Source organism: Flavobacterium sp. (genome assembly GCF_017985075.1).
Classification (GTDB): domain Bacteria; phylum Bacteroidota; class Bacteroidia; order Flavobacteriales; family Flavobacteriaceae; genus Flavobacterium.
Genome location: NZ_JAGNYF010000048.1, coordinates 1 through 14,202, shown reverse-complemented (window position 1 = coordinate 14,202; position 14,202 = coordinate 1). Strand labels below are relative to the sequence as shown.

Sequence of the window (14,202 nt, the reverse complement as noted above, 5' to 3'; positions counted from 1 at the left end):
CTTTTACCCGCACAAAAAAGCTCAAAACACTGTTTTGAGCTTTTTTTATTTAACACTTAACATATACGTTTCTAAAGCTTGCACTTCCGCTTCCGGCATAGCTTTTGTAATTTCGAGATTGGCTTTCATAATTTCATATTGCGAAGGATCAACAATAGGATCCGTTTCACCTTGTAAGAATAACGAAATACTTGCTTTTTTGTCTGTATATATTTTAGAAATATCTTTAATACTTGGTCCAACTATTTTTTGATCGACTTTATGACAAGTAGCACACATTCCTTTTCCTTCAAATATTTCTTTTCCAAACTGTTCAGGCTTTTGATTTACTAAAGTTTCTGCTTGATTAATAGGGTTTCCCATAGCATCGGTCTCTTTTTTCTCGCCACAGCTAATGATACTTATACCTATTGATAACGTAAGAAGTAATTTGAAATATACTTTCATAATTTATCTATTTTTTGTTTAGTAAAATCGCTGCTTCTTTCGCAAAATACGTCGAAATTAAACTAGCGCCGGCACGTTTGATGCACATCAATTGTTCCATCATAATTTTGTCGTGGTCGAGCCAACCTCTTTCTGATGCTGCTTTAATCATCGCATATTCGCCAGACACGTGAAAAACAGTTACAGGAACATTTACCGCGTTTTTTACTTCGCGAACAATATCTAAATACGCAATTCCTGGTTTCACCATCACCATATCAGCACCTTCTTCTACATCCCATAAGGCTTCTTTAATAGCTTCAATACGATTCGCATAATCCATTTGATAGGTTTTTTTGTCCTTTGGTACTTCTACATCGGCTTCTCTTGGCGCACTGTCTAACGCATCACGAAACGGACCATAAAACGCAGAAGCATATTTCGCCGAATAACTCATAATGCCTACATTCTCAAATCCTGAAGCATCTAAACCTTGACGCAAACGTAAAACGCGTCCGTCCATCATATCGCTTGGTGCTACAAAATCAGCTCCGGCTTGCGCGTGAGAAACGGCCATTTTTACTAAGGCGTCATTAGTTGCATCATTTGCCACATCGCCGTTTTCAATTATACCGTCGTGACCATAAATCGAATACGGGTCTAATGCCACATCGGGCATCACAATCATTTCAGGGCAAGCGGCTTTGATAGCACGAATAGCTTGTTGCATCAAACCGTTTGGATTCCACGCTTCTTTGCCTGTATTGTCTTTTAGATCTTCGCTTACTTTTACATAAATATTAACGGCACGAATCCCTAAATCGAATAATTCTTTAACTTCTTTCACCGTTAAATCTATCGAACGACGAAAAATTCCTGGCATCGACGGGATTTCGACTTGGATATTTTCTCCTTCTGCAATAAACATCGGAAACATAAAATCACTTGGACTTAATGTGGTTTCGCGAACTAAACTTCTAATGGATTCGTTAATTCTTAAACGACGTCCTCTTTGTAATGGAAACATACTATTTTAATTTTTTGAACCATTAAGGGATTAAGTTTATTAAGGGTTTGACTAAATTTTTCTTAATCTCTTAATGGTTTAATTTATACCCAATTTATAGGTTTTTCTAATACTTTTACTACTTTTTCTTCTTCGCTACCTACCACCGGATGATGGTCATAATGCCATTGAACGTGGGGAGGCAAACTCATCAAAATACTTTCTATTCGGCCATTGGTTTTTAAACCAAATAAGGTGCCTTTGTCGTGTACCAAATTAAATTCGACATAACGACCACGGCGTATTTCTTGCCAAGTTCTTTGTTCTGGTGTAAAAGGCAAGTCTTTTCTTTTTGCTACGATTGGTAAATACGCATCAAGGAATGAATTCCCAACTTCAGTAACAAAATTGTACCAATCTTCCATCGATTGTGCTTCGGTTGCTTTTAGATAGTCGAAGAATAAACCTCCAATTCCACGCGCTTCATTTCTATGTGCGTTCCAGAAGTAGTCGTCACATTGTTTTTTGTATTTCGGATAAAAATCAGGATTATGTTTGTCGCAAGCCGTTTTACACGTTTTATGAAAATGAATTGCATCTTCTTCAAACAAATAATAGGGCGTCAAATCTTGTCCGCCACCAAACCAACTGTTGATTACTTTCCGTGAGCCTGTACTGAGCTCTGTCGAAGTATCGTACATTTCAAAATAGCGCCAATTTGCGTGTACAGTTGGCGTCATAGGGTTTTTCGGATGAATGACTAAACTCAAACCACAAGCAAAAAAATCGGCTTCGCCTACGTTAAACATTTTTTGCATAGCTTCGGGTAATTTCCCGTGAACCGCTGAAATATTCACCCCGCCTTTTTCAAAAACAGCACCGTTTTCAATTACGCGTGTTCTTCCGCCACCGCCTTCTGGACGTTCCCAAATGTCTTCACGAAATTTGGCAACGCCATCAATAGTTTCTAATCCATTACAGATTTGATTTTGAAGGGTTTGTATGTAGGTGTAGAATTTATTTTTCATTTTTCTCATTATACATTTTTATTGAAATAATGACAACAAAAGTCAGAATTACAATATTTGGAAATACATATAGTGACAATTGTTCTAAACTTCCTTTACCAGATAGAATTCTTCTCGAAAGATTAGTCATTTCTTCATCAAAAAAGAGAAACATATTAAACCCTAAAAATCCCAATCCAAGTAAAATCAAATTCAATTTGTAATATTTTTTTTTCAGTCCTCGTAAAAGCGATATCAATCCTAAATAGCCACTAATACCTAAAAACATTTGAATTAAATAACTAATTTTTCCTGATAAAGCAGCGCCAAATATACCAGAGATCAAAATCATAATTAGCAAAAAGGTTGCTGGAATAATTCCTAACAAAATGAATAATATGTAATAAACTTTTCTCATTATTTTCCATACTCCTTTACGGCTTCGACAAACGCTTTTGCATGATCCACTGGAATGTTTGGTAAAATTCCGTGTCCTAAGTTGACGATGTAATTATCCTTGCCAAACTCGTCTATCATTTCGTGAACCATTTTTTTGATGGTTGGAATTGGAGATAATAAACGACTTGGGTCGAAATTTCCTTGTAAAGTGATTTTTCCACCTGATAAATAACGAGCGTTTCTTGGTGAACACGTCCAATCTACTCCTAAAGCAGACGCTTTTGTTTTTGCCATATCTCCTAATGCGAACCAACATCCTTTTCCGAAAATAATAACTGGAGTTATTTCTGCTAAAGCTTCAGTAATTTGATTGATATATTGAAATGAAAATTCTTGATAATCTACCGGAGACAACATACCGCCCCAAGAATCGAAAATCTGAATGGCATTACAACCTGCTTTTACTTTTTCTTTCAAATATAAAATTGTGGTGTCCGTAATTTTTTGTAATAAAACGTGTGCTGCAACTGGATTTGAAAAACAAAATCCTTTGGCAGTATCAAAACTTTTTGAGCCTTTTCCTTCTACGGCATAACAAAAAATTGTCCAAGGTGAACCTGCAAAACCAATTAATGGTACCTCATCGTTCAACATTTGTTTGGTCAATTTAATCGCATCAAAAACATACCCTAAGGATTCATTCACATCTGGAACAAACACTTTTTCTACATCTTGAGAAGTACGAATTGGATTTGGGATTATCGGTCCTAAATTGTCTTTTAATTCCACGTGAATTCCCATTGCTCTTGGTACGACCAAAATATCTGAAAACAAAATCGCTGCATCGGGTTTCACAATACGAATCGGTTGCACGGTGATTTCAGCTGCTAATTCAGGAGTTTCACAACGTGTAAAGAAATCGTATTTGTCACGCAAAGCTCTAAATTCAGGTAAATATCTTCCCGCTTGACGCATCATCCAAACCGGTGGGCGTTCAACTTTTTCGTTATTTAAGGCACGTAGGAATAAATCGTTTTTTATCATTTTGTTTGTATTAAACCTAACAGGTTTCGAAAACCTGTCAGGTTATATTATATGTAATATTCTATAACTTGTTCTATTACGTTTTCAACACTTGGTTGATACGCTGTTTTTATATTTTTAATTTTAGTTTCAGACAATACGGCTCTTAAAGCGTCTGCTGTTGTATTTCCTATACAAAACAATTTTTCGTTGCTAAGTGTGTTCTTTTTCAAATAACTGGTTACTGCAGATGGGCTGAAAAACAAAATCCCGTCTACTTTATCTGAAATTTTATGAGGTGTTAAGGTTGTATCGTACACTTTAATTTCATTGAACTTAATTTCGTTTTCAGTTAACATTTCTGGTAACGTATCTTTACGAAGATTGCCGCTAAAAAAAGTAAAACTTTCATCGGAGTAAACTAACGTAATAATTTCCGCTAAATCTTCTGCATAACCTGTATACGCTTCTACTGTAAAACCATTTTCGTTTAATAATTCTTTGGTTTTTAATCCTACACAAAATACGTTTTTTTGCTTTAATTCATCAATTTTTGGATGTTGTAAAATACTTAAAACGGCATTTTGACTCGTGAAAATTAAGTTTTTGTTCAGATTTTTGATTTCGAAAGAAGCGTTTTCTGTTTTAATAAAATCTGCTTCAATTACTTGAATAGTTGCTTTAACTAATTCTTGTTTTTGAATTGGTGAAAGTGTTTTGGTAGAAAGTATTGTGGTTTGATTTGTCATAATTATTTTAAATTTTCTTTAATTTCTGACATCAATTGAATACCACCATTACTCAAAATTTCTTGAGCGGTATGAAATCCTAATTTTTTCCATTCAGAAACAGCTACGGTTTTTGTAACTTCTAATTTTTGTTTTCCGTCTATTGATAATAAAACACCTGTAAAATCAATCACATCTTCTTTCTCATTATACGTAGCGATTGCTCCAATTGGTGCTGTACAACCTCCTTCTAACGTTCTAAGAAATTGACGTTCTATATAGGTACAAATTTCGGTTTCAATATGATTTAATTGCGAAACGGCATCTAAAGAAAAGAAATCATCTGCATTACACACCACAACCATAGCGCCTTGAGCAGGTGCTGGAATCATCCAATCTAAAACAATTGCTTTTTCTGGTTTTAAGTTGATGCGTTCTAAGCCGGCTTCTGCAAAAATAGCACCGCCCCAATTTGAATCAGCTACTTTTTGCAAGCGTGTATTTACATTACCACGAATATCTTCTATAGTATGCGTTGGATATTTGTGTAACCAACTTGCTTTTCTTCGTAAACTACTGCTTGCAATGGTGCTATTTTCTTCGGTTAAAAAATCTAAATTTTCTTTATAAACCAAAATATCAAATGCTGAAGCTCTTTCTAAAACAGCGCCTTGTACAATTCCGTTAGGCAATAATGTTGGTACATCTTTCATAGAATGTACTGCAATGTCAATTTTGCCTTGAATCATCGCTACATCTAAGGTTTTTGTAAAAATTCCCGTAATTCCTAATTCGTATAAAGGTTTGTCTAAAACAATGTCTCCATCGGATTTTACTGCGATAATTTCCGTTTTGTAGCCCAAATCGTTCAACTGTTTTTCAACTGTTTTAGCTTGCCAAAGTGCGAGTTCGCTATCGCGGGTTCCTATTCGTATGGTTTTACTCACTATTTTATATTTTAAAACATTAAGAAATTAAGTATCATTTAGTTTTTAATCGTCAAGTCTTGAAAAATATTCATTAACAAATGGTTTCAAAGATTTTGTAATATTTGTTGTGTAGAAATTTATCAGCAATCCTTGAGGTTTTTCTAATAATTTCATATAAGTTAAAAGTTGTGCTTCGTGAATGGGCAAAATACTTTCAACTGTTTTTAATTCTATAATTACTGTATCGTTTACCAATAAATCTATTCTTAATGTTGATTCAAGTTCCAAATCATCATATTCAATTTTAACAACAACTTGTTGTTTTACATTATAGCCATTCCTTTCTAACTCAAACTTTAAGCATTGCTCATAAACACTTTCAAGTAACCCTGGACCAAGTTTTTTATGAACTTTTATTGCAAATCCAGTAATTTCGAAAGATAATTTGGTTACTTCTTTTTTTGTCATATTCATTTTGCTAAATGCAACTTAATTTCTTAATGTTTCAAAAACAAATATACTATTTTTGGTTTTCTATTTGAAAAACTTTATTAATCCACTCTACACTTTCATCTACAACCGTGTTGTCATCTTTTAAGTGATTAGCAAAATGACTGGTTATTTTTTGAATTAATTTTGCGGTAACAATTTCGGTATATTCTTCATTGAAATCGGCATTTTTCTTTTTTAAATGATTGATTTCAGATTCTTTAATGGCGTTTAATTTGGCTTTTAAAGCGTGAATGGTTGGTGCGTATTTTCTACCTTTTGACCAAGTTAAAAATTCAGTTAACACTTCCGTAATAATTTCTTCGGCAGCTGGTATATGTAGTTTTCTATTTTCTAAAGTTTCATCGGTAATTTCCGACAAATGATCCATATGCACTAAAGTAACCAAAGGGTTGTGCTTTACGTTTTCGTTGACATTTTTAGGTATAGATAAATCTAAAATCAATAATGGTTTTTTCAGATTTAAAATATCTAAATCTACTGTAGGATTCTGAGCGCCAGTGGCTACAACAACCACATCTGCTTTTTGTAATTCTATTTGTAAATCAGAATAATCTTTAACAACAAGGTTTAGTTTTTTGGCTAATTTTTCTGCCTTATCCTTGGTTCTATTAATCAGCGTAATTTGGTCGTGTTTAGAATGTTTAACCAAATTCTCACAAGTATTTCTTCCAATTTTACCGGTTCCGAAAAGTAAAATATTCTTATTGGAAATGGCTTCTACATTCTTAAAAATATATTGAACTGCTGCAAAAGATACGGAAGTTGCGCCACTTGAAATTTCAGTTTCATTTTTAACTTTCTTACTCGCTTGAATAACCGAATTTACCAAACGTTCTAAATACGCATTTGCTAAATTGTGTTTTTTACTTTCTACAAAAGCATTTTTAAGTTGAGCAATGATTTCAAAATCGCCTAAAATTTGACTATCCAGACCCGTTCCCACTCTAAACATATGGTTTAAGGCTTCCTTTTGTTTGTACACATAAGCGTATTTTTGAAACTCTTCAACCGTTCCCAAACTGTTTTCGCACAATAAATGAATCAATTGAAATGGATGCTGTGCAAAACCGTAAATTTCAGTTCTGTTGCAAGTGGAAGTAACAATCAAACTTTCAATCCCGTTAGTTTTCGCCTGTTCCAATAGGTTGGTTTTGGCAGTAGCTTCTAAACTAAATTTACCTCTAATTTCGGCATCCGCTTTTTTGTAGCTTAGTCCGATAGCGTAGAAAGTAGTTTGTTTTGCAGGTGAATGATTGTCCATAAATTGCTTTATCTCTTAAAGATGCACAAAATTATTGTTTCCATCTGTACAAAAACAACGCTGAAAGTACTTTTTATATCGGAATACGATTTTTTTAAATAAATTGTACTTATTTTGATATAAACTACTAACTTTGTAACAAATTCAGTACCAAACAACTGCTTTGTTTAGATTAATTATAAATAACAAGCTTGTTTTTGGTTAAACAATTCATAAAAAAATAACGCTATGAGTTCATTTGAAGAAATTAAAATTGATACCGATTTTACTTTATTACGATTTCAAAACGATTCTGAAAGCACAGAAACGTTAGAAAAACAAGTTGGTTCTGGTTTAATTCAATTCCATTTTAATGTAAAAGGGAAAGGAAAATTTATTTTTAACAACAATTCGTACGTTTTAGATTTAAATGAAGAAAAAGCGCTTTTACTATACAATCCACAAAAAGAATTGCCGCTTCATTTAGAAATTGCTCCGAAAAGTTGGATCATTTCTATTTTAATTTCGATAAAAAAATTTCACACTTTATTTTCATCAGATTCAGAAATGATTCCGTTTTTGAGCAAAGACAATTTAGAGAAAAAATATTATACCGAAGAAAGCATCAGCCCTTCTATGGCAATTGTGTTGAATCAAATATTTCATTACAACCAAAATTCGTCAATTAAAACTTTGTATTTAAAAGGAAAAAGTTACGAATTATTGAGTTTGTTTTTCAATACCAATGAAGATCCAAATGCAGAACATTGTCCTTTTTTATCAGACGAAGAAAATGTACTAAAAATTAAAAAAGCGAAAGAAATCATCATTAAAAATATGGCAGAACCGCCCGGCTTACAAGAATTAGCTGATGAAGTTGGAATTTCATTAAAAAAATTAAAAGCAGGTTTTAAAGAAATTTATGGCGATACAGTTTTTAATTTTTTATTCGATTATAAAATGGAATTTGCACGAAAACTTTTGGATACCGGTTCGTATAATGTAAATGAAGTGGGATTGAAAATTGGCTACAGCACCTCAAGTCACTTTATTGCTGCATTTAAAAAGAAATTTGGCACAACGCCAAAAAAATACCTATTAAACTTAAACGTTAATTTATAAAATTACAATACAATGAAAGGAGTATTATTAGTAAATCTTGGTTCGCCAGAAAGCCCTACTGCTAAAGACGTAAAACCATATTTAGATGAATTTTTAATGGACAAATACGTAATTGACGTTCCGTTTTTATTACGTGCTTTATTGGTGAGAGGAATTATTTTACAAACACGACCAAAAAAATCGGCTGAAGCGTATGCAAGAATTTGGACTGATGAAGGTTCGCCATTAATTGTAATTTCTAAAAAAATGCACGAAAAAGTAAAAGGGTTGGTTGATATTCCGGTTGCTTTAGCTATGCGTTATGGAACCATTACTATATTAAAAGGATTGCAAGAATTACACGACAAAGGCGTAACAGAAGTGATGCTTTTTCCTTTGTATCCGCAACACGCTATGGCTTCAACCACTACTATTTTGGTATTAGCAGAAGAACTTCGCGCCAAGCATTTTCCAAATATGAAATTTGCTACGGTTCCTGCGTTTTATAACAAACCTGGGTACATTGAAGCATTATCCAATTCGATAAAAAAGCATTTGGAAGGTTTTGACTACGATCATTTATTGTTTTCATATCACGGAATTCCGAAACGTCATATTCGTAAAACCGACATTACCAAATCGCATTGTAAAATTGATGGTTCTTGTTGCAATACGCCTTCACCTGCACACGAATTTTGTTACAGACATCAATGTTATGAAACTACAAAACAAGTAGTGAAAGCATTGGGCATTCCAGAAGGAAAATACAGCCAAACGTTTCAATCGCGTTTAGCAGGAGATAAATGGTTAACGCCTTACACCGATGTTGAAGTGAATAAAATGCCCGAAAAAGGAATTAAAAAATTAGCCGTTGTAACGCCAGCTTTTGTTGCCGATTGTTTAGAAACATTGGAGGAAATTGCTATGGAAGCCAACGAACAATTTTTACATCACGGTGGTGAAGAATTTATGGCCATTCCGTGTATGAATGACGAAGATGAATGGTGTGCTGTGGTTGCGAATTGGATTGAAGAATTTAAAAATAGTAATTAGCAAATAGCGATTAGTAAATAGTTTATTTTATGTACGAATACCTAAAATCCTTACACTTAATTTTTGTAATCACTTGGTTTGCTGGGTTGTTTTACATTGTTCGTCTGTTTGTATATCAAATTGAAGCAAACGAAATGCCTTCGCCAGAAAAAGAAATATTGCAAAAACAGTATAAGATAATGACGTATCGTTTGTGGTACATAATTACTTGGCCAAGTGCCGTTTTAGCCACTATTTTTGCTTTGTCGTTGTTGCATTTAAATCCTGCTTTTTTGGAAATGCCTTGGATGCAAGTGAAGTTAGGATTTGTGGTTTTATTATTTATCTATCATTTTAAATGTCAAAAAATATATACCGAATTACAAAATGATACCATAAAATACACCTCAAATTTTATGCGATTATGGAACGAAGGCGCGACCATAATTTTGTTTGCTGTAGTTTTTTTAGTAATTTTAAAAAATGCAATCAACTGGATTTATGGTGTAATTGGAATTATTTTATTTTCAGTAATTATAATGCTTGGTTTTAAATTCTATAAAAGAATAAGAGATAAAAAAAGTGATTAAATTTTTAAAAATACATACACTTTCGTTACGACGAAGAATATTTTTGTCGATGTTGTTTTTAACAACGTTTTCAACGATATTAATTACAGTTGTTTCGTTAATTCACTTCAGATATGAAGCTAAAGAATACCACGAAGAACGTTTGTCTCGAAAAGAAAATGCAATAAAAGAACATATAGAATATATTTTACAAACTTCAAAATTCCCGCTTACAACCAAAAATATACCAAGTATATTTAAGGGTAGAATTCATGAATTATCAGATATTCATAGTCTGGAAGTTAATTTTTTTGATTTAAACGGAAAATTGCTATTATCATCTAAATCTTATATTAAGAATAAAAAGAAACCGAAAATTAATGCCGAAATTCTTAAAAGCTTAAAAAATTCTACTGAAAAACGAATTGTAATTACAAAAGTTAAAGAAAACGAAACTTACATAAAATCGTCTTACAGTTATATTAAAGATGCCGGTTTTAAAAATCTAGCGATTTTAAATATTCCGTATGAAGAAAATAGTGATTTTTATAATCAAGAAGCGGAAAATTTCCTATCCCGATACGCCCAAGTTTTTGGAATAATGTTTATTATTTCTATATTAATTTCTTATTTATTATCTAGTAATATTACCAAATCGATTTCTCAAATTTCAGAAAAACTAGGCATTACACAATTAAATGAACGCAATCAAAAACTAAAACTGCAGCCAGGTAATCAAGAAATTAATGCGCTAATTTTAGCTTATAATAATATGGTTGACACCTTAGAGGAAAGCGCACAAAAATTAGCACAAAGCGAACGTGAACACGCTTGGCGTGAAATGGCAAAACAAGTGGCTCACGAGATTAAAAACCCACTGACTCCAATGCGTTTAACTATTCAAAGTTTTCAAAGAAAATTTGATATAAACGACCCAGAAATAAGTCAAAAACTTGAAGATTTTTCTGAAACCCTTATTCAGCAAATTGATACAATGAGCACTGTAGCAAGTGCGTTTTCAAATTTTGCCAATATGCCCACACAACAAAACGAACGCTTAAATATTGTACAGGTTTGCAAAACGGCTTTAGAAATTTTTAATGAAGATTATGTTAATTTTATAAGTTCGGAAAAAGAAATTTACACATCTTTTGATAGAACACAATTGACAAGAATTGTAACTAATTTAGTAAAAAACGCCATTCAATCTATACCTGAAAATCAAGAAATAAAATCGGTGGTGGTGGAAATTTTAAAAGAAGATGCTAATTTTATTTTGAAGGTTTCGGATAACGGAATTGGAATTTCGTCTGAAAACCAAGCGTATATTTTCGAACCAAAATTCACAACAAAAAATTCTGGTATGGGATTAGGCTTGGCCATTATTAAAAAAATTATCGAAAATTATAACGGAAGTATTACTTTCGAATCAGAAGAAGAAAAAGGAACACTTTTTACAGTAAAATTACCTATAAAAATATAAAAAATGGAAACTATTTTAATTGAAAAACAAGACAATTTTGCGATTGTTACGATTAACAGACCTACAAAATTAAATGCTTTAAACAAAGCCACAATTGAAGAATTACATACTGCTTTTAACGATTTAAATAACGATAGCAGTACGAAAGTAATTATATTAACTGGAAGTGGTGAAAAAGCATTTGTAGCTGGAGCAGATATTGCTGAATTTGCTCATTTTTCTGCTTCTGAAGGAGAACAATTGGCCGCAAAAGGACAAGAATTATTATTTGATTTTGTTCAAAATTTACAAACTCCAGTTATAGCTGCGGTAAACGGATTTGCTTTAGGTGGCGGATTAGAATTAGCCATGAGTTGTCATTTCAGAATTGCCTCTTCGAATGCTAAAATGGGATTGCCAGAAGTAACTTTAGGCGTTATTCCAGGATATGGTGGTACACAAAGATTGACTCAATTAATCGGGAAAGGTAGAGCAATGGAATTGATTATGACCGCTAATATGATTGATGCTGAAACTGCAAAATCGTATGGTTTAGTAAATCACGTAGTACCACAAGAAGAATTATTAGACTTAGCAAAATCTTTGGCTACAAAAATCAGTCAAAATTCTAGTGTGGCCATTGCAAAAGCTATTGAATCTATAAATGCGAACTTTGAAGATGGTGTAAACGGATTTCATGTTGAAATAAAAAACTTTGGTGCAAGTTTTGCTACGGAAGATTTTAAAGAAGGTACAACGGCATTTTTAGAAAAAAGAAAAGCTGTTTTTGTAGGAAAATAAAAACAAATCTAAATTTATTTTAATAAAAAAATCCCGAGCAATGCTCGGGATTTTTACTTGTATAGAAAATTGAATTATTTTTTCTTTTTTCCACCTTTTTCTGCTTTTGCAGCTTCTTGAGCAGCTTTCATAGCAGCACGAGAAATTCTTACTTGACAAACAACTGTATTGTCTGGGTGTAAAATTTTGTATCCCGTAGTAGCTAATTTAGTAACATATAATTTGTTACCCATTTCTAATTCAGAAATGTTTGCTTCTACGAAATCTGGTAAATTTGCAGGTAAAGCTCTTACTTTAAGTTTACGTTGATTTAAACGTAAAACTCCTCCTAATAAAACCCCTGGAGATGTTCCAGTAACTTTAACAGGTACTTCCATAGTAATTTCTTTTGCTGCATCTAGATTATAGAAATCTACGTGTAAAATTTTGTCAGAAACTGGGTGAAATTGAATATCTTGTAAGATACCTTCAAATTTCTTTCCGCCTTCTAATTCAATTACTACAGTGTGCGCTTCTGGAGTGTAAACTAAACCTTTAAATGCTCTTTCTTCAGCACTAAAATGTACTGGATTTTCCCCTCCGTAAATAACGCAAGGAACCATTCCAGCATTACGTAAGGCTTTAGTAGCTACTTTGCCCACGCTTTCTCTTTGTGATCCTTTGATCGTAATTGATTTCATTTGAAATAAATTAAAATTAATAAAAAATAATTGGTTAGTAGTTTAAAGGAATGAACATCTTCAAACCGACTAACTTTACATTAAAAACTTCCCACTTATGGAAGTATTGTTCTGAACCATGTGCATTACTTCTGCAAATAATGGAGCACAGCTCACCACTTTTATTTTCTTAGATTCTTTCTTTAACGGAATAGAATCTGTAACGATTAACTCTTCTAATTTTGAGTTTTCAATTTTTTCGTACGCCTCACCAGATAAAATGGCGTGTGTACAAATGGCTCTTACACTCAAAGCACCTTTTTCAATCATAACATCGGCAGCTTTTGCTAATGTTCCACCCGTATCAATCATGTCGTCAACTAAAATAACATGTCTTCCTCTTACTTCTCCAATCAATTCCATCGTATCAATAACGTTGGCCACTTTTCTTTGTTTGTAACAAATTACCACGTCTGATGCTAAAAATTTAGAATACGCATATGCTCTTTTAGAACCACCCATATCAGGTGATGCGATAGTTAAATTTTCTAATCCTAAACTTCTTACATAAGGTAAAAAGATAGTGGAAGCAAACAGGTGATCTACTGGTTTTTCAAAGAATCCCTGAATTTGATCTGCATGTAAATCCATGGTCATAATTCGGGTAGCTCCTGCTGATTCTAATAATTTTGCCACCAATTTTGCCCCAATCGGCACTCTTGGTTTATCTTTTCTGTCTTGTCTTGCCCATCCAAAATAAGGAATTACAGCTGTTATATGTCTGGCAGAGGCTCTTTTAGCCGCATCAATCATTAACAACAATTCCATTAAATTATCTGCACTCGGAAATGTGGAACACACTAAAAACACACGAAGACCTCTAATAGATTCTTCAAAAGATGGTTGAAATTCACCATCACTGTATTTTGAGAATGTTACTTTACCTAGCGGCACACCATATTTACTGGCGATTTCTTCTGCTAGATACACACTTTGAGAACACGCAAATATTTTTGCTTCAGGCTCTTTGTATGACATTTTAATTAGTTGTTTAGTAGTTAGTTAGTTGTTGTGTTGTGTAATTTGGGTGCAAAGTTAGTAATTAAATTGAACTCTGAAAGTAAAATTTTAAGTATTTTTATAATGAAATTAGAAACTTTAGTTATATTTGCACTCACTTTAAAAAGCCACAAAGCAAATGTTCATTTGTTTTTTGCTTTTCAATGCCCGGATGGCGGAATTGGTAGACGCGCACGACTCAAACTCGTGTTCCTTGGAGTGTGGGTTCGATTCCCACTCCGGGTACT

General features: G+C 33.0%; 16 protein-coding genes and 1 tRNA gene. 6 read left to right on the top strand and 11 right to left on the bottom strand.

Going from position 1 to position 14,202, the window contains the following annotated elements; translation table 11 throughout:
- Positions 1 to 45: 45 nt before the first annotated feature.
- The 9 genes from KA468_RS08680 to hemA form a co-directional block, all read right to left on the bottom strand.
- Positions 46 to 447, bottom strand: a complete 402-nt coding sequence (locus KA468_RS08680; protein WP_291242550.1) for a c-type cytochrome — start codon at positions 445 to 447, stop codon at positions 46 to 48.
- A 7-nt stretch (positions 448 to 454) separates the two neighbouring features.
- Positions 455 to 1,453, bottom strand: a complete 999-nt coding sequence (gene hemB / locus KA468_RS08675) for a porphobilinogen synthase (RefSeq protein ID WP_291242549.1) — start codon at positions 1,451 to 1,453, stop codon at positions 455 to 457.
- Positions 1,454 to 1,536: 83 nt separating this feature from the next.
- Positions 1,537 to 2,460: an oxygen-dependent coproporphyrinogen oxidase gene (gene hemF, locus KA468_RS08670; protein WP_291242548.1), complete on the bottom strand. Its 924-nt coding sequence runs from the start codon at positions 2,458 to 2,460 to the stop codon at positions 1,537 to 1,539.
- On the bottom strand, positions 2,450 to 2,857 hold the full coding sequence (locus tag KA468_RS08665) for a hypothetical protein (RefSeq protein WP_291242547.1): 408 nt from the start codon (positions 2,855 to 2,857) through the stop codon (positions 2,450 to 2,452). The genes hemF and KA468_RS08665 overlap by 11 nt, the downstream gene beginning before the upstream one ends.
- Positions 2,857 to 3,882 carry a uroporphyrinogen decarboxylase gene (hemE, locus tag KA468_RS08660; RefSeq protein ID WP_291242546.1) on the bottom strand — a complete coding sequence of 342 codons (1,026 nt, stop codon included), beginning with the start codon at positions 3,880 to 3,882 and terminating at the stop codon, positions 2,857 to 2,859. The genes KA468_RS08665 and hemE overlap by 1 nt, the downstream gene beginning before the upstream one ends.
- Before the next feature lie 47 nt (positions 3,883 to 3,929).
- Positions 3,930 to 4,610 (bottom strand): uroporphyrinogen-III synthase, encoded by a 681-nt coding sequence (locus KA468_RS08655; protein ID WP_291242545.1) that lies wholly within the window; start codon positions 4,608 to 4,610, stop codon positions 3,930 to 3,932.
- Between the two features lie 2 nt (positions 4,611 to 4,612).
- Positions 4,613 to 5,539 carry a hydroxymethylbilane synthase gene (gene hemC / locus KA468_RS08650; protein ID WP_291242551.1) on the bottom strand — a complete coding sequence of 309 codons (927 nt, stop codon included), beginning with the start codon at positions 5,537 to 5,539 and terminating at the stop codon, positions 4,613 to 4,615.
- A gap of 42 nt (positions 5,540 to 5,581) precedes the next feature.
- A complete protein-coding gene (locus KA468_RS08645; protein ID WP_291242544.1) occupies positions 5,582 to 5,986 on the bottom strand; it encodes a GxxExxY protein in 405 nt (134 codons plus the stop codon).
- Positions 5,987 to 6,038: 52 nt separating this feature from the next.
- On the bottom strand, positions 6,039 to 7,292 hold the full coding sequence (hemA, locus tag KA468_RS08640; RefSeq protein ID WP_291242543.1) for a glutamyl-tRNA reductase: 1,254 nt from the start codon (positions 7,290 to 7,292) through the stop codon (positions 6,039 to 6,041).
- A 228-nt stretch (positions 7,293 to 7,520) separates the two neighbouring features.
- Between hemA and KA468_RS08635 the strand changes: the two genes are divergently transcribed.
- Genes KA468_RS08635 through KA468_RS08615 form a run of 5 tightly spaced genes read left to right on the top strand, consistent with a single transcriptional unit; the run spans position 7,521 to position 12,236 of the window.
- On the top strand, positions 7,521 to 8,393 hold the full coding sequence (locus tag KA468_RS08635; protein WP_291242542.1) for a helix-turn-helix transcriptional regulator: 873 nt from the start codon (positions 7,521 to 7,523) through the stop codon (positions 8,391 to 8,393).
- Positions 8,394 to 8,405: 12 nt separating this feature from the next.
- Positions 8,406 to 9,425 (top strand): ferrochelatase, encoded by a 1,020-nt coding sequence (hemH, locus tag KA468_RS08630; RefSeq protein WP_291242541.1) that lies wholly within the window; start codon positions 8,406 to 8,408, stop codon positions 9,423 to 9,425.
- A 29-nt stretch (positions 9,426 to 9,454) separates the two neighbouring features.
- Positions 9,455 to 9,994, top strand: coding sequence for a CopD family protein (locus KA468_RS08625; RefSeq protein WP_291242540.1), 540 nt, complete (start codon positions 9,455 to 9,457; stop codon positions 9,992 to 9,994).
- A gap of 49 nt (positions 9,995 to 10,043) precedes the next feature.
- Positions 10,044 to 11,456 carry an ATP-binding protein gene (locus KA468_RS08620; RefSeq protein WP_291242539.1) on the top strand — a complete coding sequence of 471 codons (1,413 nt, stop codon included), beginning with the start codon at positions 10,044 to 10,046 and terminating at the stop codon, positions 11,454 to 11,456.
- Positions 11,457 to 11,459: 3 nt separating this feature from the next.
- Entirely contained in the window at positions 11,460 to 12,236 is a 777-nt protein-coding gene (locus tag KA468_RS08615) for an enoyl-CoA hydratase-related protein (protein WP_291242538.1), read from the top strand.
- Positions 12,237 to 12,310: 74 nt separating this feature from the next.
- On the opposite strand, the gene KA468_RS08610 is transcribed toward KA468_RS08615, so the two are convergent.
- Together KA468_RS08610 and KA468_RS08605 are read right to left on the bottom strand one after the other, a co-directional pair.
- Positions 12,311 to 12,916 (bottom strand): 50S ribosomal protein L25/general stress protein Ctc, encoded by a 606-nt coding sequence (locus KA468_RS08610; protein ID WP_291242537.1) that lies wholly within the window; start codon positions 12,914 to 12,916, stop codon positions 12,311 to 12,313.
- Positions 12,917 to 12,991: 75 nt separating this feature from the next.
- Positions 12,992 to 13,933, bottom strand: a complete 942-nt coding sequence (locus tag KA468_RS08605; RefSeq protein WP_291242536.1) for a ribose-phosphate pyrophosphokinase — start codon at positions 13,931 to 13,933, stop codon at positions 12,992 to 12,994.
- Between the two features lie 187 nt (positions 13,934 to 14,120).
- Between KA468_RS08605 and KA468_RS08600 the strand changes: the two genes are divergently transcribed.
- Positions 14,121 to 14,200 (top strand) — tRNA-Leu (locus KA468_RS08600).
- Positions 14,201 to 14,202 lie beyond the last annotated feature (2 nt).